The organism is Candidatus Methylomirabilota bacterium, from assembly GCA_035315345.1.
Taxonomy (GTDB): domain Bacteria; phylum Methylomirabilota; class Methylomirabilia; order Rokubacteriales; family CSP1-6; genus CAMLFJ01.
The window spans coordinates 24,064-49,012 of the sequence record DATFYA010000010.1; the positions used below are offsets into that span (position 1 = coordinate 24,064).

27 protein-coding genes and 2 riboswitches are annotated in these 24,949 nt (G+C 70.6%); of the genes, 3 read left to right on the forward strand and 24 right to left on the reverse strand.

Annotated features, from left to right (window positions below; translation table 11 throughout):
- The first annotated feature begins 14 nt into the window (after positions 1–14).
- Positions 15–1,040, forward strand: coding sequence for an AraC family transcriptional regulator (locus tag VKN16_01500; GenBank protein ID HME92876.1), 1,026 nt, complete (start codon positions 15–17; stop codon positions 1,038–1,040).
- On the opposite strand, the gene VKN16_01505 is transcribed toward VKN16_01500, so the two are convergent.
- The 20 genes from VKN16_01505 to VKN16_01600 all read right to left on the reverse strand — a co-directional run bounded on the left by VKN16_01505 (position 1,037) and on the right by VKN16_01600 (position 20,437).
- Positions 1,037–1,753, reverse strand: coding sequence for a hypothetical protein (locus tag VKN16_01505; protein HME92877.1), 717 nt, complete (start codon positions 1,751–1,753; stop codon positions 1,037–1,039). The two genes, VKN16_01500 and VKN16_01505, sit on opposite strands and share 4 nt — an antisense overlap.
- A 43-nt stretch (positions 1,754–1,796) precedes the next feature.
- A complete protein-coding gene (gene acpS, locus VKN16_01510) occupies positions 1,797–2,210 on the reverse strand; it encodes a holo-ACP synthase (protein ID HME92878.1) in 414 nt (137 codons plus the stop codon).
- Positions 2,207–3,556 carry a phosphoglucosamine mutase gene (gene glmM / locus VKN16_01515; protein HME92879.1) on the reverse strand — a complete coding sequence of 450 codons (1,350 nt, stop codon included), beginning with the start codon at positions 3,554–3,556 and terminating at the stop codon, positions 2,207–2,209. The genes acpS and glmM overlap by 4 nt, the downstream gene beginning before the upstream one ends.
- Entirely contained in the window at positions 3,553–3,930 is a 378-nt protein-coding gene (locus VKN16_01520) for a CdaR family protein (protein HME92880.1), read from the reverse strand. Before VKN16_01520 ends, glmM begins: the two co-directional genes overlap by 4 nt.
- Positions 3,927–4,751 carry a diadenylate cyclase CdaA gene (gene cdaA, locus VKN16_01525; GenBank protein HME92881.1) on the reverse strand — a complete coding sequence of 275 codons (825 nt, stop codon included), beginning with the start codon at positions 4,749–4,751 and terminating at the stop codon, positions 3,927–3,929. Before cdaA ends, VKN16_01520 begins: the two co-directional genes overlap by 4 nt.
- Before the next feature lie 2 nt (positions 4,752–4,753).
- Positions 4,754–5,581 (reverse strand): dihydropteroate synthase, encoded by an 828-nt coding sequence (folP, locus tag VKN16_01530; protein ID HME92882.1) that lies wholly within the window; start codon positions 5,579–5,581, stop codon positions 4,754–4,756.
- A gap of 202 nt (positions 5,582–5,783) precedes the next feature.
- A complete protein-coding gene (ftsH, locus tag VKN16_01535; protein HME92883.1) occupies positions 5,784–7,595 on the reverse strand; it encodes an ATP-dependent zinc metalloprotease FtsH in 1,812 nt (603 codons plus the stop codon).
- A gap of 67 nt (positions 7,596–7,662) precedes the next feature.
- The gene (gene hpt / locus VKN16_01540) at positions 7,663–8,202 is read right to left on the reverse strand and encodes a hypoxanthine phosphoribosyltransferase (protein HME92884.1); all 540 of its coding nucleotides are present in this window, start codon (positions 8,200–8,202) and stop codon (positions 7,663–7,665) included.
- Positions 8,203–8,214: 12 nt separating this feature from the next.
- A complete protein-coding gene (locus VKN16_01545) occupies positions 8,215–8,922 on the reverse strand; it encodes an SPOR domain-containing protein (protein ID HME92885.1) in 708 nt (235 codons plus the stop codon).
- A 3-nt stretch (positions 8,923–8,925) separates the two neighbouring features.
- On the reverse strand, positions 8,926–10,611 hold the full coding sequence (argS, locus tag VKN16_01550) for an arginine--tRNA ligase (GenBank protein HME92886.1): 1,686 nt from the start codon (positions 10,609–10,611) through the stop codon (positions 8,926–8,928).
- Positions 10,612–10,861: 250 nt separating this feature from the next.
- Positions 10,862–11,797, reverse strand: coding sequence for an adenosylcobinamide-phosphate synthase CbiB (gene cbiB, locus VKN16_01555; protein ID HME92887.1), 936 nt, complete (start codon positions 11,795–11,797; stop codon positions 10,862–10,864).
- Entirely contained in the window at positions 11,794–12,654 is an 861-nt protein-coding gene (locus VKN16_01560) for an energy transducer TonB (protein ID HME92888.1), read from the reverse strand. Before VKN16_01560 ends, cbiB begins: the two co-directional genes overlap by 4 nt.
- Positions 12,651–13,292 (reverse strand): adenosylcobinamide amidohydrolase, encoded by a 642-nt coding sequence (locus VKN16_01565; protein ID HME92889.1) that lies wholly within the window; start codon positions 13,290–13,292, stop codon positions 12,651–12,653. The genes VKN16_01560 and VKN16_01565 overlap by 4 nt, the downstream gene beginning before the upstream one ends.
- 16 nt (positions 13,293–13,308) lie before the next feature.
- A complete protein-coding gene (locus tag VKN16_01570; GenBank protein ID HME92890.1) occupies positions 13,309–15,174 on the reverse strand; it encodes a TonB-dependent receptor in 1,866 nt (621 codons plus the stop codon).
- A gap of 64 nt (positions 15,175–15,238) precedes the next feature.
- A riboswitch (cobalamin riboswitch) is annotated at positions 15,239–15,397 on the reverse strand.
- Between the two features lie 56 nt (positions 15,398–15,453).
- Positions 15,454–16,260, reverse strand: a complete 807-nt coding sequence (locus VKN16_01575; protein ID HME92891.1) for an ABC transporter ATP-binding protein — start codon at positions 16,258–16,260, stop codon at positions 15,454–15,456.
- The gene (locus tag VKN16_01580; protein ID HME92892.1) at positions 16,257–17,279 is read right to left on the reverse strand and encodes an iron ABC transporter permease; all 1,023 of its coding nucleotides are present in this window, start codon (positions 17,277–17,279) and stop codon (positions 16,257–16,259) included. The genes VKN16_01575 and VKN16_01580 overlap by 4 nt, the downstream gene beginning before the upstream one ends.
- Positions 17,276–18,166, reverse strand: coding sequence for a cobalamin-binding protein (locus VKN16_01585; GenBank protein ID HME92893.1), 891 nt, complete (start codon positions 18,164–18,166; stop codon positions 17,276–17,278). Before VKN16_01585 ends, VKN16_01580 begins: the two co-directional genes overlap by 4 nt.
- Positions 18,163–19,206, reverse strand: coding sequence for a nicotinate-nucleotide--dimethylbenzimidazole phosphoribosyltransferase (gene cobT, locus VKN16_01590; GenBank protein HME92894.1), 1,044 nt, complete (start codon positions 19,204–19,206; stop codon positions 18,163–18,165). The genes VKN16_01585 and cobT overlap by 4 nt, the downstream gene beginning before the upstream one ends.
- A gap of 7 nt (positions 19,207–19,213) precedes the next feature.
- A complete protein-coding gene (gene cobU, locus VKN16_01595) occupies positions 19,214–19,786 on the reverse strand; it encodes a bifunctional adenosylcobinamide kinase/adenosylcobinamide-phosphate guanylyltransferase (GenBank protein HME92895.1) in 573 nt (190 codons plus the stop codon).
- A 44-nt stretch (positions 19,787–19,830) separates the two neighbouring features.
- Positions 19,831–19,962: riboswitch (cobalamin riboswitch) on the reverse strand.
- Positions 19,963–20,071: 109 nt separating this feature from the next.
- Positions 20,072–20,437, reverse strand: a complete 366-nt coding sequence (locus VKN16_01600) for an RNA-binding S4 domain-containing protein (GenBank protein ID HME92896.1) — start codon at positions 20,435–20,437, stop codon at positions 20,072–20,074.
- 48 nt (positions 20,438–20,485) lie between these two features.
- On the opposite strand from VKN16_01600, the gene VKN16_01605 reads away from it, so the two are divergent.
- On the forward strand, positions 20,486–21,169 hold the full coding sequence (locus tag VKN16_01605; protein HME92897.1) for a DUF3047 domain-containing protein: 684 nt from the start codon (positions 20,486–20,488) through the stop codon (positions 21,167–21,169).
- A gap of 15 nt (positions 21,170–21,184) precedes the next feature.
- Entirely contained in the window at positions 21,185–21,562 is a 378-nt protein-coding gene (locus tag VKN16_01610) for a DoxX family protein (GenBank protein HME92898.1), read from the forward strand.
- Here the strand turns inward: VKN16_01610 and VKN16_01615 are convergent.
- Genes VKN16_01615 through VKN16_01630 form a run of 4 tightly spaced genes read right to left on the reverse strand, consistent with a single transcriptional unit; the run spans position 21,546 to position 24,949 of the window.
- Positions 21,546–22,307 (reverse strand): tetratricopeptide repeat protein, encoded by a 762-nt coding sequence (locus VKN16_01615; protein ID HME92899.1) that lies wholly within the window; start codon positions 22,305–22,307, stop codon positions 21,546–21,548. The two genes, VKN16_01610 and VKN16_01615, sit on opposite strands and share 17 nt — an antisense overlap.
- Positions 22,308–22,309: 2 nt before the next feature.
- Positions 22,310–23,785 carry a PilX N-terminal domain-containing pilus assembly protein gene (locus VKN16_01620; protein ID HME92900.1) on the reverse strand — a complete coding sequence of 492 codons (1,476 nt, stop codon included), beginning with the start codon at positions 23,783–23,785 and terminating at the stop codon, positions 22,310–22,312.
- A 28-nt stretch (positions 23,786–23,813) separates the two neighbouring features.
- Complete coding sequence (locus VKN16_01625) at positions 23,814–24,488, reverse strand: prepilin-type N-terminal cleavage/methylation domain-containing protein (protein HME92901.1); 675 nt, start codon at positions 24,486–24,488, stop codon at positions 23,814–23,816.
- 14 nt (positions 24,489–24,502) lie between these two features.
- Positions 24,503–24,949, reverse strand: a complete 447-nt coding sequence (locus VKN16_01630; protein HME92902.1) for a prepilin-type N-terminal cleavage/methylation domain-containing protein — start codon at positions 24,947–24,949, stop codon at positions 24,503–24,505.

A 24,949-nucleotide genomic window follows, 5' to 3' on the forward strand; every position in this document is an offset into this window, starting at 1 on the left:
GAGGAGCCCGGGCCGTGCGCACGCCGATGATCTCGCTCAACGCAGCGACCGGACTGATCGAGGCAATCAGCCGGGCACGGGGGGATCCGGACCAGATCCTCCACGCGGTCGGGCTGGACCGGTCGACCGTGTGCGACCCGGAGGGATTCCTTCCCTGCGCCGACTTCTCCCGTCTCCTCCAGGAAGCGGCCCGGCGGACGGGCGACGACGCCTTTGGCCTGCACTTCGGCGAGCAGTTCCAGCCCAAGAGCATCGGCCCGCTGATCTACGTGGTGCTGAATTCGCCGACGATGGCGGTCGCGTTCGACAACGCGGTGCGCTACCTGAAGGTTCACAACGAGGGCGCGCGGGTGACCTTCACCTACGACGACACCAGCGGGTATCTTCGCCAGTCGCTCCTGGGGGCAGTGGCCGACGAGGTGCGCCAGCAGAGCGAGTACAGCGTGGTGGTGGCGCTGAACACCCTGCGCCTCATGGCGGGAAGCCGCTGGTGCCCGCGCGAGGTGCAGTTCGCCCATCGGGCGCCCGCGTACACCGCCGAGCACGTGCGCATCTTCGGCGCGCCGCTCTTCTTCGGGAGCGAGACCAACACCCTGGTCATCGACCGGGCGTTCATCGACCGGCAGGTGCCGGCCGCCGACGAGCGGCTCTACCCGATCCTCCGCCGTTACCTCGACCGCGTGGTCAAGGAGATGCCGCGCGAGGACCGCACGCTCTCGTCGATCCGCCAGGTCATCGGCGATTCGATCCGCGAGGGAGATCCGAAGCTCGACGACGTGGCTCGGAGGGTCACGATGAGCACCCGCACGCTGCAGCGGCGCCTGAAGGAGCACGGCGTGGACTTCAAGGGGCTCGTGGACGACACCCGCCGGCGCTTCTCGCTCGACTACCTCGCGGATCCGGCGCACACGCCGGCCGAGATCGCCTACCTGCTGGGCTACTCCGAGGTGAGCGCGTTCAACCGCGCCTTCAAGCGGTGGACGGGCACGACGCCGTCGACCTACCGGCGGCGGGCGCCGAGCCTGAGCCCGGCCGGCTAGCGACCGGCGGGCAGCAGCAGGGCCGCGGACTGGATGAGGAAGTCGGCGAGCACGGTGGTGTAGACCTCGCGGTAGGTCGTCCGCGCGGCGCGCGGCATCTCGATGTGCATCGCCAACGTCGTCCGCCCCAGGAGCCCGGACTGCTTGGCCGCCGACGCGGTGTACCACAGCGAATCGATCGGCTCCATCCACACGTCGAGCCGCGGAACGTCGCCGTCCGCGGGCAGGCGCGCGTCGCGGATCAGCTCGAGCAGGGTCTTGAGCCGCCAGGCGTCGTCGCGGCTCACCCCGACGGTGGCGATCTCCAGGCGCCCCGCGCTCTCCGCGCGGGCGTTGCCGTGCACCTCCACGTAGAGCCGCAGCGGGCCCTGCGCGGCCTCGGTCACCCCGCGGCGATAGGTCTCGTAGACGCGGCGGGCCGGGGCGGTCGGGACCTCGAGCCGGGCGGCGGCGCCCGGCACGCCCTCGGTGGGACGGTTGACGTTGTAGCGGCGGCCCTCGGCATCGAGCTGTGAATAGCCGGTGGCGACCACCAGCCCGAACCCGCTCTGCCTGGCGAGGTCGCGGCCGATGACGTCGGTGGCGGCGTCCGAGGTGCCGTGCGGCGCGGCGATCACCAGGCCGGCCCGGCCCTTCTCGGCGTGGACCTCGCCGTTCGCGGTCCTCGCGGGCGGGACCTCCGTGGTCTCGGCCGGCTCCTTGCCCGTGATCACCCCCGCACAACCCGACGAGAGGAGGGCGAGGCCGATCCCCAGGCTAGCGAGGCCTCGCCTCGTCATCGGCGGTGTCGGCGATCAGCATCGCCTGCGCCATCGCGTACTCGCCGTCGTGGGTGAGCGAGAGCAGGACGCGCCGACCTCCCTTCGACTCGGCGATCTCCCGACACCGTCCGCTCAGCACCATCGTCGGGGCCTGGCCGCGCTCGCGGCGCACCTCGAGCTCGCGCCAGTTCACGCCCATGCTGAGCCCGGTGCCCAAGGCCTTGAGGGTCGCTTCCTTGGCCGCGAAGCGGGCGGCCAGGTGCGGGATGGGATCGCGGCGACGGCGACAATAGGCGATCTCCTGCTCGGTGAACACGCGCTGCAGGAAGCGCTCGTCCCAGCGCGCCACCACCCGACGCATGCGCGGCATCTGCGTGAGGTCCACGCCGATGCCCAGCACCCGGCTCATGCGCCGATGGCCTGCCGGACGATGGCGGCCAGCTCCCCGGCCATCCCCTCGATGCGGGCCTGGTCCTCGCCCTCGATCATCACCCGCAACAGCGACTCGGTGCCGGAGTAGCGCAGCAGGACGCGGCCCGCGCCGGCCATCTCCTGCTCGAGGGCCTTGGCCCGGTCCACCAGGCCGGGGATCTGGTCGACCGGCGGCTTGCTCGTCACCGCCACGTTCAGCAGGACCTGGGGGAACTTGGTCATGCAGCGCGACAGCTCCCCGAGGCTCGACTTCGTCTCCTGCATGACCCCGATGAGCTGGAGCGCGGACACGATGCCATCCCCGGTGGTGGCGTGATCGAGGAACAACAGGTGGCCCGACTGCTCACCGCCCACGTTGGCTCCGATGCGGAGCATCTCCTCGAGGACGTAGCGGTCGCCCACCTGCACCTTGACGATGCGGACGCCCAGCTGGGTGAGCGCGCGATCGAGCGCGAGATTGGCCATCACGGTGGTGACCACGGTGCCGCCCTTGAGCTGGCCACGCGAGGCCAGGTGCCGGCCGCAGATGGCCAGCGCGAAGTCGCCGTCGCGGATCTGCCCCTCCTCGTCCACCGAGATGAGCCGGTCGCCGTCGCCGTCGAAGGCGACGCCCAGGTGGGCGCGCGACCGCAGCACCTCCTTCTGTAGCGCCTCCGGATGCAGCGCGCCCGCGCCGAGGTTGATGTTCTGGCCGTCGGGGCTGGCGTTCATCACCCGCACGTCCGCGCCGAGCCGGCGGAAGATCTCGGGGGCGACCCGGTACGTCGCGCCGTGGGCGCAGTCCAGCACGACCCGCAGCCCCCGCAGGTCGTGCGGACAGCAGGCGCGCGCGTGATCGATGTAGTCGGCTTCGGCCGCCTCGTGCTGCACCAGGCGACCGATGTGCACGCCGGTCGGCCAGGGGGCGATGTCGCGTCCGCCCAGGCGCGCCTCGATCTCCTCCTCCCAGGCGTCGGGAAACTTGGCGCCCTCGGACGAGAAGATCTTGATGCCATTGTCCTCGAACGGGTTGTGCGAGGCCGAGAGCACCACGCCGCCGTGCGCCTCCAGCCGCCGGGTGAGATAGGCGATCGCGGGAGTGGGCAGCACGCCGACCGCGTAGACGTCTCCGCCCGCCGACAGCGCGCCCGCCACGAGGGCGCCCTCCAGCATGGGCCCGGACAGCCGCGTGTCGCGTCCGACCACCAGTCGGGTCTTGGTGGTGCCGTGGTGCTCGAGCAGCGTCGCCACCAGCTGGCGGCCGAGCCGGAACGCCAGCTCGGTGGTGAGCGGGGGCTTGTTGGCGAGACCGCGGATCCCGTCGGTGCCGAAGAGGCGGCTCACGAGCGGGCCGATCCGAGGACGAGGTGCACGCGCGACGGACTGACCCGCAGGACGGTGACACCGGGCGGGACCATGATCTGCTCCGGGAGCACGCTCACCGTCACCTCGCCCGGCTTCGCCCCGGTGAGGTTCACCCGCGCCTTGACCCGGTCCGGTCCCAGGCGCAGGAGGGTGCCCCGCAGGCCGTGGAGCTGGACGTCGACGCTGTCGGGACGCTCGCCCATCACCTGGAGTCCGTCGGGGATCCCGCTCAGCTCGAGCGGCGCCGCGATGATCAGCTCGGACTTCTCCGAGGTCATGACGAACGCCCAGAGCACCATGGACACCGCGAAGGCCAGGAGCTTCAGCTCCCAGTGACGGGTGAGCGCGCTCACTTGCGGAGCCACTCCCGCGCCGGCTCCCACCACGCCGATCGCCGCGGCAGGGGCGCTTCCTCGAGGGAGAACAGCTCGGCCAGTCGGCGCCGCAGCGCCTCCTGGTCGAGCGGCGACTCCATCTGGCCGTCGACGGCCAGCGAGATCCGTCCGCTCTCCTCGGAGACGATCAGCACCACCGCGTCGGTCTCCTCGGCCAGTCCCAGCCCGGCGCGATGGCGCGTGCCCATGTTCCGGCCGAGCTGGGTGTTGCGCGAGAGCGGCAGGAAACACCCGGCCGCGGCCACCCGGTCGCCGCGGATGAAGGCGGCGCCGTCGTGGAGCGGAGAGTACGGCAGGAACAGGCTCACCAGCAGATCGGCCGACACCAGCGCGTCGAGCGGCACGCCCAGCTCCGCGTAGTTGCGCAGACCGGTGGTGCGCTCGAGCACGATCAGGGCTCCGATGCGCTTGCTGGCCAGGGAGTCGGCCGCCTTGATCACGTCGTCGATCAGGTGGCTGCGCTCCTCGCGGGCGCCCATGGTCATGCCCTGGAAGAGACGGCTCTCCCCGAGACGGGTCAGCGCGCGGCGCAGCTCGGGCTGGAAGAGCACCACGAGGGCCAGAACCCAGAACGACCAGAAGTTGTCGAGCAACCAGCTGGTGCTGAAGAGCTCGAGCTGCCGCGCCACGTACGAGGCGACCATGAGACCGGCCAGCCCGAGCAGCATCTGGATGGCGCGCGTCTCCTTGAACATGACGAAGATGCGGTAGAGGACGATCGCCACCACCACGATGTCGATGGCGTCGCGGAGACGGAAGGTCTGGAGCACCGGCCACACGGCTAGGCGACTCCGGCGGCCGCGCGCTCCCGCGCGCGCTGCAACGCCTGGGCGACGCGGACCGCCTGCACCGTCTCGGCCACGTCGTGGGCCCGGATGACGTGGGCGCCGCCGAGCACCGCGGCGGCGGCGGCCGCGAGGCTCCCGGGTAGGCGATCGGTCGGGTCGTCGACACCGGCCAGGGCGCCGATGAACGACTTCCGCGAGACGCCGACGTGGAGCGGGCGGCCCAGCGCATGCAGGGCCGGCAGGTCCGCGAGCACGCGGCAATCCCAGTCGGGCCAGGCGACGGACGGGCCGCGGAAGAAGCCGATGCCCGGGTCGAGCAGGATGCGCTCGTCCGGGATGCCCGCGGCTCGCGCGAGCGCCAGGCTTCGCTCCAGCGAGTCGCGCACGATCGCGATGGGGTCGGCCATCGGGTCGATCGGCGCGCCGTGGGCGGGCGAGGCCATCAATACCAGTCCCGCCCCCGCCTCCGCGGCCAGACCGGCCAGGGCCGGATCGAGATGCAGGCCGCTGACGTCGTTGATCAGGCGGGCGCCGGCCTCGAGGGCGGCCCGGGCCGGCACCGAGCGGCTCGTGTCGGCCGAGACGGGCAGGCCGAGTCGCGCGGTGAGCCGGCCAATCGCCTGGCGAAGTCGATCCGCCTCCTGCTCGGCCGGGATCCACGCCTCGAGGTAGGGCGCGGTGGACATGGCCCCCACGTCGAGCCAGGCCGCCCCCGCGCGCGCCATGGCGCCGGCCGTGCGCAGCAGCCGATCACTGTCGGGGGCCACGGAGCCGGGGTAGAAGGACTCCGGGCTCACGTTGAGCGCACCCACGACGGCCACGTCCAGGCCATCGCCTATCGACACCCCTGCCACGGTCGCGCGGTTCACGGGAGAGTACCCCATCGACACGTTATCATCGCGAGCGGCCGAAGCGGCACGCCGAATTTGACGTGAATGCGAGACCCGCTTCTCTTTCTGATGCGGGGGCCCAGACATGGCCCCCGCACTCCCCCAGCCGCGGACAACCCGCCGGCGGGCGGCTCTACGCGGGGCTGGGCGCCTCGTGGAGCGGCGGCACGCGGAGGATGCGGGCGATCTCCTCGCCGTCGAGCGATTCGCGCTCCAGCAGGGCGCGGGCGAGGGCGTGCAGCTTCTCGAGGTTCGACTCGATCATGTGGCGCGCGCGCGCCGCGGACTCGACGACGATGCGCTTGATCTCCGAATCGATCAGCACCGCGGTCTCCTCGCTGAAGTCCTTCGGGCGCGCCACCTCACGACCGAGGAAGATGTGCTCCTCGCCCTTGCCGAAGGTGAGCGGCCCCATCTTGTCCGACATGCCCCACTCGCACACCATCTTGCGCGCCATGTCGGTGGCCTTCTCGAGATCGTCGCCCGCGCCGGTGGTCTGCTGCTGGAAGACGATCTCCTCGGCGGCGCGGCCGCCGAGCAGGATCGTGATCCGGTTCACCAGGTACTCGCGCGAGTAGTTGTACTTGTCGTCGGCGGGCAGCTGCTGGGTGAGGCCGAGCGCGCGGCCGCGCGGAATGATGGTGACCTTGTGCAGCGGATCCGCGCCGGGCAACAGGTCCGCGACGAGGGCGTGGCCCGCCTCGTGATAGGCGATCGTCTTCTTCTCGGTCTCCGAGATGATCATCGAGCGCCGCTCCACGCCCATCAGGACCTTGTCCTTGGCGTTCTCGAAGTCGAGCATCTCGACGACCTTCTTGTCCTGGCGCGCGGCCAGCAGCGCGGCCTCGTTCACCAGATTGGCGAGATCGGCGCCCGAGAAGCCGGGCGTGCCCCGCGCCAGCACCTTGAGGTCGACCTTGGGCGCGAGCGGGATCCGCCGTGCGTGCACCTTCAGGATCTCCTCGCGGCCCTTGACATCGGGTCGCGCCACCACCACCTGGCGGTCGAAGCGCCCCGGCCGCAGCAGGGCGGGATCGAGCACGTCGGGCCGGTTGGTGGCCGCGATGAGGATGACGCCCTCGTTGGTCTCGAAGCCGTCCATCTCGACCAGCAGCTGGTTCAGGGTCTGCTCGCGCTCGTCGTGGCCGCCGCCGAGGCCCGCGCCCCGGTGTCGGCCGACCGCGTCGATCTCGTCCATGAAGATGATGCAGGGCGCGTGCTTCTTGCCCTGCTCGAACAGGTCGCGTACCCGGGAGGCGCCCACGCCGACGAACATCTCGACGAAGTCCGAGCCCGAGATCGAGAAGAACGGCACGTTGGCCTCGCCCGCGATGGCCTTGGCCAGCAGGGTCTTGCCGGTGCCGGGAGGGCCGACCAGCAGCACCCCCTTCGGGATCTTGCCGCCGAGCTTCTGGAACTTGGGCGGATCCTTGAGGAACTCGATGATCTCGCGCAGCTCTTCCTTGGCCTCGTCCACGCCCGCCACGTCCTGGAAGGTGACCTTGTTCTGCTTCTCGGAGATCAGCCGCGCGCGCGCCTTGCCGAAGGACAGCGCCTTGGCGCCGCCGCCCTGCATCTGGCGCATGAAGAAGATCCACACGCCGATGAACAGCAGCATCGGCACCCACTGCAGCACGATCGCCAGCCACGAGTTGGTGTCGGGCGGCTTGACGTCGATCTTCACGCCCTTGTCCTTCAGCGACTTCACCAGGTCGGGGTAGTCGGCGGTGAAGGTGCGGAACGACGACCCGTCGCTCAGACGCCCGGAGACGTTGTTGCCCTTGAGCGTGACCTCGCGGACCTCGCCCGACTCGACCTTCTTCAGGAAGTCGGAGAAGACGATCTCGCCCCGGGGCGACTGGTTCTGCTGGAAGAGCTGGAAGAGGAGGATGACGATGAGGCCGATCACCATCCACAGAGCGAGATTTTTGTAGAACGGATTCATGGTGCAGTAACTATACCATACGGTGCGCAGGCGCAAACGGCCGTCAACATGAGAATCAGCCGGCCAATCAGGACGGCGGGAGCACCGGGTCCAGCACGGCCAGGTCGGGCAAATTGCGGTGCCAGCCGTCGTAGTCGAGCCCGTAGCCGACCACGAACTCGTCGGGGATCACGAAGCCCACGTAGTCGATGTCGACATCGACATCGCGCCGGGACACCTTGTCCAGCAGGACGCACAGGGCCAGGCTGCGCGGGTGCCGGGTCGCCAGGTTGCGGCGCAGATAGCTGATGGTCCGCCCCGAGTCGATGACGTCTTCCACGATGATCACGTCCCGGCCCTCGATCGAGATCGACAGGTCCGCGGTCAGCCGCACCACCCCTGAGGACTTCGTGCCCGCGCCGTACGAGGACACCGCCATGAAGTCCATGGTGCCGGCCAGCGGGATGGCCCGGAGCAGGTCGGCGGTGAAAACGATCGCGCCCTTGAGCACGCCGACCAGAAGCGGCGAGCGTCCCTGATAGTCACGGCCGATCGACCGGCCCAGATCGCCGACGCGGGCGGCGATCTCCTCCCGCGAGATCAGGATGCGGCCCAGACGCCGGTCCACCGGGGCTGAGGCCTAGTTGAGCGTGACGAACACGTTGAGCGAGCGCGAGCCGCGCAGCCGCTCGGCCGCCGCCGCGGCCTCCTCGCGCGACTTGAAGGTGCCGATCCGGACCCGGTAGCGGGCGTGTCCCTCCGCGAGGGTCGCCACGTAGGCCTCGAGCCCGGAGGAGGCCAGCTGCTGCCGCATGTCATCGGCCTGCTTACGGTTCTTGAATGCGGCGACCTGGATCGTCCACGGTGAGCCCGCCGTGGGCGCGGGCGCGGCCGGCGCGGCCTTGCTCTGGACCGGCGGCAGCGCGGCCACCGACGGCGCGGGCGTGGCAGCCGCCGGTGCGGTGGAGGCCGGCGCGGGCGGCGCCGGAGGCGTGGGTGACGGCTTGATGGCCACCGTCTTGGGCTCGGGCCGCGGCGACGCCCCCTGCGCGGCCAGCGGCTCGGTCAGCGTCTGATAGAACGTCAGCTTCTCCGTCGGCTCGGGCGCGCGGTCGGCCATGGTCTCGGCCGCGAGGCCCCCGCGGCGCGCGGGCGGCGTCGCCGCCTTGCGGGCCGCCTCGGAGACGGACGGCAAGGACACGGGGGGCGCGGGACGCGCCCACTGACGGCCGACGAGCAGGCCCAGGGCGAAGGTCAGCACGAGCATCACCAGGACCCCGCCGCCCAGCACCATCCACTGGCCGGTGCCGGGCCCGCTCCCCACCCGTCGCCGCACGGACGTGGCCATGGCTCAGTCGCGCTCGCCGGCGCGGCTCATGCTGTCCGGCGCGGAGACGCCGAGCAGGTCGAGCCCGTTGCGGATCACCTGCCCCACCGCGGCGCAGAGGCCGAGGCGGGCCAGCGTGGTGGCGCGATCGGGCGTGATCACCCGGTGCGCCTTGTAGTACGGGTGAAAGACGCCGGCCAGCTCCGAGAGATAGTAGGCGACGCGATGGGGCTCGCGGGCTCGCGCGGCGCCCGCCACCAGCTCCGGGTACTGCAGGAGCCGCTTGATCAGCGCCTGCTCCTCCGGCAGCGTCAGCGTGGCGAAGTCGACCTGATCCCACGGCGGCACGTCCACCGCTTGATCGCCGGCGGTCTTGAAGAGGCTGGCGACGCGGGCGTGCGCGTACTGGACGTAGAACACCGGATTGTCGGACGACTGGCGCGTGGCGACCGCGAGGTCGAACTCGAGCGGGCTGTCGTGGCGCCGGGTGAGGAACGTGAAGCGCGCGGCGTCGCGGCCGACCTCTTCCAGCAATTCCTCCATGAGGACGAACTCGCCGCGGCGCTTCGACATGCGCACCGGCTGGCCGTCGCGCAGCAGGGTCACGAGCTGCACGATGAGCACGTCGAACGCGGAGGCGGGATGGCCGAGAGCCTGCATCGCGGCCCGCAAGCGGGCGACGTAGCCGTGATGGTCCGGGCCGATGAAGTCGATCACGTGGTCGGCGCGTCCGAACTTCTCGAAGTGGTGGAAGCCGACGTCCACTCCGAAGTAGGTCAGCTCGCCGTCCGACCGCCGGAGTACCCGGTCCTTGTCGTCGCCCAGCGCGGTGGAGCGGAACCAGAGCGCGCCGTCCTGCTCGTAGGTGTGGCCGGCCGCCGCGAGGGCCGCGATGGCCTCCCGGGGGCGGCCCGCGTCGCGCACGTCGCGCTGCTCGTGCGCCCACTGGTCGAAGTGCGTGCCGTAGGCCTCCAGCACCCGACGCTGCGTCTCCACGATCGCGGCGACCGCGCGGCGACCCAGCCGCTCCAGGCGCTGCGGCTCGGGCAAGGCCGCGGTCGCCCGCAGGGCCGCCTCGTCTTCGGCGAGCCACTCCGCCACCAGCTCGATCAGGTACTCGCCGGGGTACGCGTTCTCGGGCAGCTCGGCGGGATCGCCCAGCGCCTGGCGGAGCCGCACGTCCACCGACCGGGCGAGGGCCAGGAACTGGTTGCCCGCGTCGTTGACGTAGTACTGCGATTCGACCGCGTAGCCCTGGGCACGGAAGATCCGCGCGAGCGCGTCGCCCACCGCGGCGGCGCGCGCGTTGACGATCACGAGCGGGCCGGTCGGGTTGGCCGAGACGAACTCGACGAGCACGCGCGTCCCGCGCCCCGCCGCGCTCGTGCCGTAGGACTTGCCCGCGGCCAGGATCGCGTGGAGGCCATCCGCGCACCAGCGGGGGGAGAGGAAGACGTTGAGGAATCCAGGCCCCGCGATCTCGAGCCGATCGACCGCAGGCGTGCGGGGAAAGTTCGCCACGATCGCCTCGGCGATCTTCCGCGGTGGCCGGCGCGCCTCGCGCGCGAGGGCCATGGCCGCGTTGGTGGCGTAGTCGCCGTGCCGCGCGTCGCGCGGGATCTCCCACTGCACCTCGGTCGGTGCGGGCAACCCGGCGGCGTCGAGCGCGTGCCTCAATGCGTCCGCGAGATGGTCGGTGATGTTCTTCACGGCGGCGGCGGAGATTGTTGAATGATACGCCCCGGCCCCCGACGAAGCGAAGAAATCCAGCACGTACCGTCGGGGCGCACCTTCCTCGAACAGCCCGTGCAGGTCGGTGCCCCACGCGCGGCCGTCGGCGGAGACGCATCCTTCCGCGCGGCCCTCGATCTGGAGCAGCGGGTGCGCGCCCTCGCGCGTCGTGTGCCCATGTGGATCTCGTAGCCGTCGAAGGCGCGGCCGTCGGCGCGGCGACGAGCGATCACGGACGTACCACCAGGATGAGCGCCGCGCCGACGAGCGAAAGAGTGGCCGCCCAGGCCTCGACCCGGAGGGCGCGATCGATGGCCTCCACATCCGGCGGCGGACCGTCGCCCAGGCGATAGTGCCCGGCTTTCGCGAGGGTGACGCCGAGCGCGCCGGCCATCGCGGCCATGGTCTGGCCCGCATTGGGGCTCGCGGTGCGCGTGGCGTCGCGCCGCCTCATCGCCGCCGCGCCCGCCCAGGACTCGCGCGCCAGCCATGCGCCGGCCACGAGGGCCCCCGCGGCCAGGCGCGCCGGCACGTAGTTGAGCGCGTCGTCGATCCGGGCGGTCGCGCGGCCCAGGTAGTCGAGCTCGGCGTCGCGGTAGCCGATCATCGCGTCGGCGGTGTTGACGGCGCGGTAGGCCCACGCCGAAGCCAGGCCGGCCGCGGATCCACCGAGGAGCGTCCCGGCGACGAAGAACGCCACGGGCGCGACGAAGCCGTCCGTGAGGTTCTCCGCGAGCGACTCCACCGCGGCGGAGCCCACCGCCCCGCGATCGAGATCGGCGGTGGGACGGCTCACCAGATGCCAGGCGACCTGCCGGCGCGCGCCGTCGAGATCGTCCACGACCAGGTGCCCACGGACCACCTCGACGGCGTCGGTGAGGCCGCGGAGCGAGAAGCTGCACTTCAGCAGCCACGCCTGCGCGAGCGGCGCAGCCGCGCCCGGCAGCTCTCCGAGCACGGCGTGCGCGATCAGGGCCAGGCCCGCGGCGACGCCGGCCACGATCAGGATCAGGAGCGTCCCGTAGAGCATGAGATCTGCCGGCGCGGCTGGCGCGCGAGCGCGACCGAGCCCGATGAGCCGGCCGATCCCCGCCACCGGGTGCCAACGGTTCGGTGGATCTCCCAGGAGGAGATCCAGCGCCACCGCGAGCACCAGCAGCGTCACCGGAGCTCGAACACGAGCGGGAGGCGGATCAGCAGCGGCCGTCGGGGCAACGACTCCGGGAACGGCACGAGCCCGAGGCGATGGATCGTCTCCAGCGCGGCCTCGTCGAGCAGCGGGTTCGTCGACGAGCGCACCACCCGCACGTCCCGGATCCGGCCACTGGCCTCGATCCACACGTCGAGCTCGACGGTTCCCTGCGCCCCCTGCCGGCGCGCGGCGAGCGGATAGACGAGCGCCTCCTGCACGCGCTGCCGGAACCGGGCGAGGTACGGACCGTACTCACCGGGCACCGCGCCTCCGCCGCCGCCCGGCGCGGTCCTGGCCAGCGGTGACCCGCCCGAGACGGCGGCGTCCGGCGCGGCTTCACCTCCCGCTGCGTCTGTCTGCCGCGCGCCGCCCGACGAGCCGGCCGACTCCGATCCGGCGATCAGCGCGGACGGCGCCCGCGATGCTGCTGGCACCGGCGCGGACTCGCCGGACGCCGCCGCGGGGCGCGGAGGATCGGGGGCCAGCACCGGCGCCGGTGGCGGCGGGGCCGCGGCGGCCACGGGCGGCGGCGGAGCGGGTGCGACCGCTTCCGGTGGAGGCGTGGCTGGCCGGAACGGCGCGGGAGGACGACGGCGCGCGCCCCCGTCGTCGCGGGCCGCGCGGCCCGACGGCGGCGCGGCGACGCGGCGTGCTGGCTCGGCCGGCTCGCCGGCGCCGGCCGGTCCCGACGCCGACTCGCTCCGCTCCAGCAGGTCCACGAACAGGGGATGCGCCCATTCCGATCCCGACCACGACAGGAGCGCGAGGATCCCCCCCGCGTGCAGGAGCACCGAGAGGGTCAGACCGCCGAGCCGCGCCGCCGGGGTCATGGATGTCGTTCCTGCCACTCGCGGATGCCACGGTCAAGGGCCCCGCGCACCGCGCGTGCCACCGCCCAGCCCAGCGGACTCGCCGGCCCGCCGTACCGGGCGCGCCCCCCGCGGCCGGTGGCCGCGATCGCCACCGCGTCGGTGGACGTGCCGCTGGCGGGCAGGCCATCAGCGGTGCGGATTCCCGCGTCCCGGAGCGCCAGCCCCTTCACCTCCGTGGCGGTCGTCGCGGCGTTGACCAGAGCGGCCGGCTCCGGATCGGCGTCCACCACCACGATCATGTTGATCGTCGAGGCCTCGCCCCGGGCGATGGGCGAAAGGCCGGCCGCCACCGGATTGCCGAGGCCGACCGTCGCCACCGCCATCGCGGCGCACCCTTCGGTGGCCTCGGTGACGATGACCGCGCGCTCGGTCGCCGCGCCGGTGAGCAGCCCGACCCACGGGCCGGGCACCGCCGCGCGCCGCGCGAACGCGTCGATCGTGCGCGAGGGATCCTCGCACGAGTCGTCCTGGCCCACGTGCACGTTGAGGATGGCGCGCGCTTCGGCGAAGCCGCCGAGGTGCACCGCCGAGGACAGCACGCGGAGCCGCCGCGCGGCGACCACCACCACGGCTTCGGCTCCGACCTCGACGGTCACCCCGGCGATCATCGTCCTAGAACGACGCCCGCAGGCCCACGAGGGCGTTGATGCCGAGCGCAGGGAAGCCGCGCACCTCCGCGTACTTCTCGTTGAGCGCGTTCTGCACTCGCGCGGTCAGCTCGAGCTTCTGCAGCACCCCCGTCTGACTCAGGATGCGCCAGGTGCCACCGAGGTCGACGCGGGTGTAACCGCTGTTGTAGACGTCGCCGACCGGATCGAACTGCCGCTCGACCACGTACACCTGCACGAAGGTGGACAAGCTCGGGAGCGGCTGCCAGGTGAGCCCGACGCTGCCCGCGTTCCGCGGGATGCGCGGCAGGGGCCGGCCGGTGGTGAAGTTGTCGGTGTCGGTGTAGGTGTAGGTGACCGAGGCGATCAGGTTCGGCAGGATGTCCACGTCGCCACCGACCTCGACGCCCTGGGAGCGGGCGCGGCCCGCGTTGAACGGTCCCCCGAAGGTCGCGGTCGGCAGGGGCGTGCAGCACACGATGGCGTCGGTGAAGTTGGTGTGGAAGTACGTCGCCCGGAGCCGGATCCGGTTGTTCCACAGGTCCTGGTCCACGCCCACGTCCCAGGAGATGCTGCGCTCCGGCTCGAGGTCGGGGTTGCCGAAATCCGGGAAGAAGAGGTCGTTGAAGGTCGGGGCGCGGAAGCCGGAGCCGCCGCCGCCGCGCAGCCGGGTGCCGCTCTCCTTGATCACGAACAGCACCGAGCCCTGAGCGGTCGTGGCCTGCCCGAACTGGCTGTCGTGCTCGATCCGGAACCCCCCGGTGATGAACAACCGCTCGAGGAATCGCAGCTGCTGCTCGAGCAGGCCCCACGGCACCTGTCGGTCGGCCCGGAACACGCCCTTGCTATCGCCTTCCTCGTTGCGGAACCCGCCGCCCAGCGTGGTCGTGCTCCACTTGCCGATGAAGAACGAGTTGAGCCACTGGCTCTCCAGCCGCTCGACGTCCACCTGCGAGCGGATGGGCACGTCGAAATCGAAGCCGGGATCGGGCGGGTCCTGGAATCCCTGGTTGCTGGTGTAGCGGCCGAAGGTGGCGCGGCTCTCCCACCACTCGACCGGCCGCGTCTTGGCCTCCACGCTGAGCACGGTGGTCTCGGTCTGCTGCTTGGCGTTCGGGTTGATGATCGGGTCGATGGGCTGGGGCGGCGGGAAGACCGGCTTGATCGGCACGCCGGTGTCGTTCTTGTTGTAGCGATAGACCACCGAGATCGCGCTGTCCAGCGGCAGGGTGAGCCCGAGCCGGACGTTGCCCGCCCACATGTCACTGTTGTCGTTCTTGAACTGCCCATTGCTCTCGAAGTGCACGCCGGACAGCGCGTAGTCGAAGATCTTGTACACCCCGCTCGCCGACAGCCGGTTCTGCATTGTGTCGTAGTTGCCGAAGGCGTTGTCGACGACGGCGCTGAAGAGACGGCCGTTGCCCTTGCGGGTGATGATGTTCACCACGCCGCCGATGGCGTCGGCTCCGTACAGCGTGGACTGCGGTCCGCGGATGACCTCGATGCGGTCGATCTGCTCCGGCGAGATGTCGGACAGATCGGTCTGCCCGAGGGTGGGGCTCGAGACCCGGACGCCGTCGACGAGGATCAGCACTTGATTGGCGTTGGCACCCCGGATGCTCAGGTTGGACAGCTTGCCGTAGCTGCCCTGCTGGGTGACGTTGACGCCCGGAATGTTGCGGAACGCATCGTCCACCGTCGAGTAGTGATAGGTCTTGAAGTCCTCGCCGGGGATCACGTTCAGGGCCACGCCCAGCTGACGCGAGGGCGTCGCCACGGTGGTGGCGGTCACCACGACCGGGTCCACCCCCTTCTTCTCCTCCTGCGCCTCGGCCGCGGCAGCGGCCATCAGCATCACCATGACAAGCATTCCCAGTGTCCTTCGCATGCGCGCTCCTCTTCTCTCGAAAGGATGGCACTCCGGCATCGCGGCCAGGTCTCCTGACTCGTGGATCGGCGTCGTGGCCCGGCCTTCCCGGGACGTCGTGGCGACGTCCCAGTGGCTCCCGTACGGGATCGGGCGTGACTTCCCACTCACAGTGGCGGGACCGTGCCGGCTTCGGCGCGAACATCGGCCGGGACCGGCTTCCCTTGAGCCGCGATGGTGTCCGTGCTGGGCGTCTAGCGGCGATCACCTCCCATCTCGCTCTCAGACCCTCGGATAGATCAGGTGCACGGCGGGTCGGCGGCTGACCGGGTGCTTGTCGACGATGACCCGGCAGCCGTAGGCGGCCTCGAGCACCGCCTCGTCGATCACGGCCTCGGGGGGTCCGACGCGCACCGCCGCGCCGTCCGCCATGAGGAGCAGGCGGTCGGACAGCTCGGCGGCGAACCCCAGATCGTGCGACACGAGCACGATGGTGAGGCCCGTCTCGCGCCCCAGCCGGCGCAGGAGACCGGCGCACTCGGCCTGGTAGCGCAGATCCAGGTAGGCCGTCGGCTCGTCCAGCACGAGCAGGCGCGGCTCCTGGGCCAGCGCTCGGGCCAGCATGACCCGCTGCCGCTCGCCCCCGCTCAGCCGGTCGATCAGGGCGCCACGCAGGTCCAGGACGCCCACCGTCTCCATCGCCCGGCGTGCCGCGGCACGATCCTCGGCGCTCTCGAAGAACCGCCGCGGGGCGCGGGGGAAGCGGCCCATCAGCACGAGCTCCTCGACGATGTGAGGGAAGCCGCGCGGCACGTCCTGCGGGACGACCGCGACGTGCCGGGCTACCGCCGCCCTGGTCAGCCCGGCAAGGTCCTCGCCGGCCAGGAGCACACGACCGGCCGACGGTTCGAGGACTTTCGACAGCAGTCGCACCAAAGTGGTCTTGCCGGAAGCGTTCGGCCCGATCACGCCGAACGTTTCCCCGGCCTGGACTTCGAACGACAGATCGCGGATGGCGAAGTCGCGGCGGGCGGCCCCCTGAGACGCATAGGTGAAGCCGAGCTGCCGGCACGCCAGGAGCGCGGTCACAGGCGCGGCTGCCCGGTGCGCGCCCGCAGCAGGTAGATGAAGAACGGCGTCCCGCAGAAGGCCGTGATGACGCCGACCGAAAGCTCGGCCGGGGCGATGACGTTGCGCGCGACGGTGTCGGCCAGGAGCAGGAACGCCCCGCCGCCCAGCATGGCCGCGGGAATCACCACGCGGTTGTCCGATCCCAGGAGCATGCGGATGGTCTGGGGTACGATCAGCCCCACGAATCCGATCGGCCCCACGAAGGCCACGGTGGCCGAGGTCAGCAGGGCCGCGCCCGCGAAGATCCGGCGCTTGAGCGCCTCGGCATCCACCCCGAGCTGCTGCGCGCTCTCCTCGCCGAGCGCCAGAAGATTGAGCTGCCGAGCCGCTCCGACGACCAGCCAGAACCCGATCGCGACCGCGGCCGCGAACACGGCGAGGCTGCGCGGCGCGATCGGACCCAGGTTTCCGAGAAGCCAATGCACGACGCCGCCCAGCCGGTCGAAATCGATGATCGAGATCAGCACCGTGATCGCCGAGGAGAAGAACAGGCTGATGATCACCCCGGCCAGGAGGAGCGTGTGCACCGGCAGACCGCCAGCGCTTGCCGCGATGAGGTAGACCGCCATGCCGGCCGCCAGCGCCCCCGCGAACGCGCAGGCCGCGAGGCCCAGCACCTCCACGAGGCCGCCGCCGAGGCCAAACACCTGCGCGACGATCACGCCGAACGCCGCCCCGCTCGAGACGCCGAGCACGGAGGGCTCGGCCAGCGGGTTGCGCGACAGCGCCTGGAAGCCCGCGCCCGCCACCGCGAGCGCGCCGCCGGCCAGCAGCGCGGCGAGGATCCGCGGCAACCGCAGGCTGAGCACCACGACCTGGTCGACGCCCCTCACACGACCGGCCAGCACCGCCAGCACGTCGCCCGGAGGGACGCGCGCGCTGCCCAGGAACAAGGCCCCGAGCGACGCCAGGGCGACCACGAGTGCCAGGCCGAGCAAGATCGCGGCGAGGCGCGCGCCGGACACGGGCCCGGTCATCGGGCCGCCGCCTTGTCGAATGCCTCGGGATGGATCAGGCGGGCGAGCCGTTCCAGGCCGTCGACCATGCGCGGGCCGTACCGGTGCATGAGGTTGCCGTCCATGGTGTAAAGACGGCCCGCCGCGATGGCGGGGACCTGGCCGAGACGCTCCCATTTGGCCCGGACCAGCGGGCTGCGCTCGGAGCCGTGGCTCGCCAGGACGATGACCTCGGGATGCCGCGCCAGGGCCGCCTCCATGCTGTAACGCGGATAGCCCGGGCCGCCGTCGGCCGTCACCGAGTCGCCCCCGGCGAGGGCGATGAGCTCGGAGACGAGCGCGCCGGGCCCCGGCACGATCAGCGGGTCGGGCCAGAGCACGTAGAGCACCCGCGGACGTGGCCGGCCGCTCACGCGGGTCGTCACGGCCTCGATCCGGGCCCGCATCGTCGCCACCGCGCGATCGGCCGCCTCGGGCCGCTCGGTCAGGCGTCCGAGCCGACCCATGACGTCCATCACGTCGGAGACCGTGATTGGATTGACGAGGAAAACCGGAATGTTGAGCCGTCCCAGCTGATCGAACGTCTCATGGCGATTGCCCGCCGGTGTCGCGACGACCAGGTCGGGCTTGAGCGACACGATCCCCTCGAGGCTGGGAGCCAGCATGCCGCCCACGCTCGGCTTGCGGCGAGCCTCGGCGGGGTAGTCGCAGAAATCGGTTCTGCCGACGAGCCGGCCCTGCGCGCCGATCGTGAATAGGATCTCGGTCACGCTCGGCACCAGCGAGATGATGCGCGTCGGCGGCGCCGGAAGGTCCACCCACCGTCCGGTCTGATCGGCGACGGTGAGCGCGGCTGTCGGCTGAGGCAGCAGCAGGGCCATGGCCAGCGTCGCGAGCAGGCGGCTCATGCCGACGCGCCGGGCGGGTCGGCGCGATCGCTCACGCCGGCGGACTTGAACGTGGCCATCTCGGTGAAGACGGCACAGGCGGCCCGAGCCAGGCCGATGCAGAGGGCGGCGCCGGTCCCCTCCCCCAGCCGCATCTCGAGGTCGAGATACGGCTCGAGCCCGAGATCGTCGAGCACGCGCGCGTGCCCAGGCTCGCTCGACCGATGGGCCGCGATCAACGCCCCGCGGATGTCCGGCTTGAGCCGGGCGGCCACGAGGGCGGCGGCGCCGGCGATGAAGCCGTCCAGCACCACCGGCAGCCGGTGGACCGCGCCGGCGAGGATCACGCCCACCAGCCCCGCGATCTCGAAGCCACCGAGCTTCGCCAGCGTGTCGAGCGGGTCGGCGGGGTCCGGGCCGTTCACCTCGAGCGCGCGGCGCACCGCTTCGACCTTCCGGCGCCGGCCGTCTTCGTCCACCCCGGTCCCGAGTCCGGTGACGCTCTCGGCCGATGCGCCGGTGAGGGCGGCAACCAGGGCGCTCGCCGCCGTGGTGTTGCCGATGCCCATCTCGCCGGTGCCGATCAGGTCTGCGCCCCGCGCGCGCTCGTCCTCGACGAGCGCGATACCCGCCTCGATCGCGTGGAGCGCTTCGGCCCTCGTCATGGCGGGGCCGCGGGTCATGTCCTGCGTCCCCGGGCCGACCTTGCACCTTCGTAGCGCGGAATGCTGCGGGAGCGCGGCAGCCACGCCGAGATCTGCGACCACGACGCGGGCGCCCGCGTGGCGTGCCAGCGCGTTGACCGCGGCGCCCCCATTGAGGAAATTTTCCACCATCTGCGCGGTGACCACCTGCGGGTACGCGCTCACGCCCTGCGCGACCACGCCGTGATCGCCGGCCAGCGTGAAGATGACCGGATCGCGCAGCGACGGCGGGCACGTGCCCTGGATCGCGCAGAGTCGCACCAGCAGATCCTCGAGGCGGCCCAGGCTTCCCGGCGGCTTCGTGAGCTGAGCGAGCCGACGGCGCGCCTCGTGGTGGGCGGCATCATCCGGCCGCACGCCGATATCAAGGAGCTTCGGGAGGGCGGGCATCGGGACTCGAGGGCAGCGGAGTGTCTTTGACGGTCACCGGGATGCCGGCGACCATCAAGGTGACCCGGTCGGCGGCGGCAGCCAGGCGTTGATTCACCGAGCCGAGGAGATCGCGGAAGCGACGGCCGAGCGGGGTCGGTGGATGCACGCCGTTGCCGACCTCGTTGGACACGATCACGAGGGTCGCGAGGCGCTCCCGCATCAGCTTGACGAGGTCGTCGGCGGCCGCGAGCACCGCGACGTCCTCATCGCCACGGTCCATCAGGTTCGCGACCCAGATCGTGACGCAGTCGATGACGATGAGCTCGTGCGAGCGCACGGCGCGGCGGCACTCGGCCCCCACCTCGAGCGGCGCCTCGATCGTGCTCCAGCGAGCGGGCCGCTCGGCCCGGTGACGGGCGATGCGCGCGGCCATCTCGGCGTCGAGCGCGCGCGCGGTGGCCAGGAAGGCGACGAAGCCGGCCGGCCCAGCCTGGTCGAGCGCGTAGCGGCTCTTGCCGCTGCGCGCGCCTCCAAGCACGAGGTGCGAGTGATGGACGGCCGTCACCCGGGTCCTCCCTCGAAGACCGGCACGGGGTGGCGGCGCCGGGCAGGTCTCCTGGCTCTCGGATCGCTCTACTCCCCGCGCCTTCCCGATCCGGCTCGAGCCGGATCAGTGGCCGATCGCGGGTTTCGTCCCCGATTACAGTGACGGGGTCGCGGCGGATTCGCACCGCCTTCCCTGGGGCCCGCACCCGGCGGGCCGCCCGGACACCGTGGACGGGCCCGACCGTAGCAGAGGGCCGGCATCAACGCAAGCCGACGCGCGCGTTGATGCCCTCCTGAGAAGCGGTTACCAGCGAGAGAAGCGGTCGATCCGGCGCCGGGCGCGCTTGGTGGGACGGCCGGAGCCCGGCGGCCGATACGCCGGGGGAGCCGGCCGCTCTTCTCTCGGCGGCGGGGGCGGGGTCAGGTCCTCGTACAGGAGCGCCGCCTCGCTGCCGCTGCCTCGCCGTTCCGCGAGGCCGGCCACCCGCACGATCCGTCGCCCGCGCGGCAACGTCACCTGCAGGAGATCGCCCGCGCGAACTGCCTTCGACGGCTTGGCCGCATCGCCGTTGACATCCACCTTGCCGCCATTGCACGCGGCCGCGGCGAGCGTGCGGCTCTTGAAGAATCGGGCGGCCCACAGCCACTTGTCGATCCGCACGTCCGGCATCAGGTTTTTACCCTAGCACGGGCCCTGCGTGAGACACTGAGCCGGCCAATGATCCGGCTCCTGGTCTCGCTCTCGACCGCGGCCGCGCTCGCGGTCGCCTTCCTCATCACGCCGGCGAGAGCGGCGGACACGCTCCCCGTCGAAAACTGGTCCACGCAGCCGGAGGGTAAGACCGGCATCCCCGAGGGCTGGAAGGGGCAGAGTTGGGGCAGCCCGAAATATGACTTCCGCATCGAGACCGTGGACGGCCGTAAGGTCCTTCACCTCAAGAGCGACGGCGACAGCTCCGCGGTGTCGAAGGAGGTGAAGGTCGACGTCAAGACCTGGCAGATCCTCGAATGGAGCTGGCGGGTGGTCAAGCTACCGGCCGGCGGCGACGCCCGAAAATCCGCGACCGACGACGAGGCAGCCCAGATCTACGTGGTGTTCCCTCGCTTCCCCACCGCGGTGCGCTCCCGCATCATCGCGTATATCTGGGACACCACCGCACCGGTCGGAGCGATCTTCAAGAGTGAGAAAACCGGAACCGTCACCTACGTCGTGGTCAGGTCCGGCCCGTCCGATGTGGGCAAGTGGATCACCGAGCGCCGCAACGTGTTCGAGGACTTCAAGAAGATCTACGGCGACAGCCCGTCGGAGGACGCCGGTGTGATCTCGGTCCTGATCGATTCCAATGACACCCGGTCGTCCGCCGAGTCGTTTGTGGGAGAGATCTTGTTCCGGAAACCCTAGGAAGGGAAGGTCGCGATGGCGCGCTTCGGGGTAACGCTGCTGCGGGTGGTTCTGGGTCTCGTCTACACCATGCACGCGTACCTGGCGCTCGCGATCTTCGGGCCGTCGGGGATGGTTGCCTACCAGGTGAAGAATGGAATCCCGTTCCCCGAGATTGCCACCTGGTACCTGATCCTGGCCCACGGCCTTGGAGGTCTTTGCCTCGTACTGGGCATCTTTCCGCGGTGGGCGGCCCTCGCCAACGTGCCGGTGATGCTCGGGGCCATCGTCTTCGTGCACCTGAAGCACGGCTTCTGGGCGCACCAGGGTGGCTATGAATACCCCCTGGTGCTCTTGCTCGCCTCGTTGGCCCTCGCGATGACGGGCGGCGGCGCGCTTACTCTGAAGCGGTAGGCGCGGTCGACTGCCGCCGGGGCGCCGGCGGGAAGGTCTTGGCGGGCACGGAGCTCGCGGCCTGATTCAGCGCCAGGTCGGTCTGCTTTCCCGCCCTCACCGTGAATCGCTGCTCCCAGATGATCTTGTCATCATGGATCCCGAGGAGACGATACTGCCCCTCGGGAATGTCCTTGAACTCGAACTTCTCTCCGAGGAGAATCTCGGCCCGCCGCTGGACGGGGCGCGTCGAGTCGTCGGTCCCGAGCATCGAGATGCGGAGCCGGACCCGGTGCTCGGTGGGAATCACGCCCGGCCACTCCGTCTGGCCGGTGATCCATCCCAGGCTGGCCGGATCGGGCTTCTGGGCCGCGTCGGCGCTCACGTCGGCCATGGCGACCGCGGCGGGAGCCTCCTCCATCGCGCCCACGCGCACGAGCCAGCGACGCGCCTCCTGATGCTCGTTCGAATCGGCCGCGGCATTCGCGACGACCCACCGGAACTGGGCCACGGCCTCACTGCGCCGGTCCAAAAAGGAGTAGGCCGTCCCGAGCGCGAAGCGAAGTGGCACGCTATTGGGCTCGAGATCGATCGCCTGTCGGAACTTCTCGACCGCGGCGGCGTACTGGCCCACGGCCATCAGGGCCTCGCCCTCGGCGCGCATCTGCGCGGCGGGAGCGAGTGCACTGGTGGCCGGGGGCGGGAGCGCGGGCGGCTGCTGGCACGCCGCCAGGAAGAGGACCGCGCCGAGGAGGACGCGGCGCACGATCAGTGCTCGCGGTACGCGGTGACTCGCATGTTGTAGAGGGCCATGAGGGCGCGGTCGATGTTTTCCTTGCTCGATCGAATCTTCATGTTGCCCTCCGTCTTGACCGAGAACTCCGAGAAGCCGCTCACCTCGCCCGGATTGGTCTCGTTGACGATGAGGGCGCCCCGAATCTCGGTGTTGCTGTTGCCGAGGAACGCGGAGGAGTTGTTGCGGCCGGTCAGCAGCACGATGCCATTCCAGCGGAAGTTGCCGGTCTGGAAGAAGGCCAGGTCGGAGTCCTCGACCACCAGGATCCCGTAGCCGGTGATGGGGTTGGTGCCGTCGACGGTGAGGCCGCGGAACAGGGAGTCGGGGTCGTACTGGCCCCGGACGTAGAGCATCGTGGGCGAGGTCGACGAGCCGAGGCTGACCGTCTGATTGATCTGCTGCGCCCCGCCGCAGTTGTTCGTCACCGTCACCACATTGGGAGTGCCCGTGCTCTGCATCTTGATGCCTTCGGGCTTGTCATGGTCTCCCCCCGACGCGGGATACTGGCACGCTTGGGTGCTCTCGAGGATCTGGGTCGACGGATTCGAGGCCAGATTCTGCATGAACTTGGTGATGAGCTGCGGAGTCAGCGTCGAGTCGTTCGCGATGGTGTTGCGCCCATTGCCGGTGGCCCCGGTGAGGTTCGACCCGTCGGTGCTCGACCCGTAGCCGTCACCGTCGGTCTTGCCATGGAGATAGTTGCGCTTGTTCAGGTTGTCGAAGCCGTTCTGGGCGATCGTCTCGATCGCGTTGGTGGCGGCGGTCATCGCATATTTCAGCGAGCCGGTCCCGGTCGGACTGGTGCCGCTATCGCTATCCTTCCAGTCGCGCCCGTCGACGCTGTAGCAACCGCTGCACGGCGGCTCCTCCGTGTAGGTGTCGCCCTGAACACCGGGCAGGCTCACCGCCGCGTTGATCGGCAGGTTACCGCGCTGCACGACCGCGGTGATCGTCTTGCTGGCCCCATTGAAGCTGCCCGTCGACTTCAGGATGACGATCTTGTTGTTGTCCACCGAGGTGCTGGTATCGAGGGGATTGCCGCTGCCGATCAGCGCCTGATCCGTGGTGAGAGAGTTCAGGTCGTTGCGGAGGGTCACCGTGAAGGTGCCGGCGCTCGACGTGAGACCGGGAAGCGTCTGACCGGTGACGAGCACCTTACAGGTGATGCCGGTGCCGCAGTTGACGCCGCCCGTGGTGAGACTGCTGCCCAGCAGCGTCGAGTCATCGAACGCCTTGCCCGCCAGCTGGCTCAGGCCCCACTCGATGCCGCTCTCCGCGAGCTGGCGCGCCCGCGCACCGTCCGAGAGGTTGCGCGAGATCTGGGGCTCGACCGCTCCCAGGGTCATGAACGTGATGGTGAGCAGCGTCAGGACCATCAGCAGGATCATCGCGAGGGGCAGCGCCACCCCGCGTTCGTTGCCCAGCAGTAACAGCCGCCACGTCTTCATCGGTCCCGCCTCCACGGTGTGACTTGGCTCATCGGTTTCTCAGCCGAACGCGATCGATCATGGTCACCTGAGCGCCGCGGGTCGCGGTCTGGACCGTCACGGAGATCTGCACGGCCCGGATCAGCTCGGTCGACGCGGTGACGGTGTTGGTGTCGTCCAGGTACGTGAAGGTCAGGGCGGTGATGCCGGAGGCGATGGTCTGCGGCGTTGTGTCCACCACGCTTTCCTGCCGCGTCAGGTTCCCGCCCGACAGGGCGTAGGTGATCTGCTCGCCCCGGCAGCCGGCCGTCGGGCACGTCATGGGATCAGTGACCAGGGCCGCGGTGTTGATCGGGGTGCACGGGACCCCGCAGGTCGACCCATCCCAGTTGTATTGGAGCGTCAGCGCGGTCGCGCTCGGGCTGGTGATCGGCACGAACTTGTAGCAGGGGACGCTCGTCGCGTACAGGGGATAGTTGGTCGCATTCGGACACAACCCGGGATCCGTCTCGGGCGGCACCGGCTCGTAGCCGGCTTCGCGGATCTCCTTGACCATGCGCTCGATCGCGACTCGCGCGCCCTGCTGACCGTCCACCTGAGTGGTGCCGAACCAGTAGGCCTGCTGGCCCGACATGACCAGCCCCAGCAGGCTCGCCATCACCAGTCCCACGACCGCGCACACCACCATCATCTCGGCCAGGGTGTAGCCTCGCTGGCTGTTCATCGTGGCACCTCGCATCACCGGTTCGCCAGGAAGATGGAGAGTGAGACCGAGCGCTCCGTGGTGAGTACTCCCCGCCCCGTCACGGGACGATAGAAGACGGTCACGTCGACGCGGGCGCCCTGAAGACCGCCCGGATTGTTGGTGATCGTCGTGGTCCGCCGGTATCGCGGCGGCGCTCCGGCAATCGTTCCGTAGCCCTCGGTCGCGGGCAGGTTCGCGGTCGTCAGCTGCACGAGACCGGTCTGCTGCATCGCGAGCCCCTTTGCTTGCTCGATCCGCTGCTCGGCGAGGAAGACGGCGGTGCTCTGCTGGCGTCCGGCTTCGACTCCGTCGACTCCGTAGCCGAAGCCCGTGGCCACCGCGACGAGGCCCACCGAGATGACGGCACAGGCGACCATGATCTCGGCCAAGGTGAAGCCGGCCTGGCTGGTGCTGAACTTCCATTTGATCAAGACGTGCAT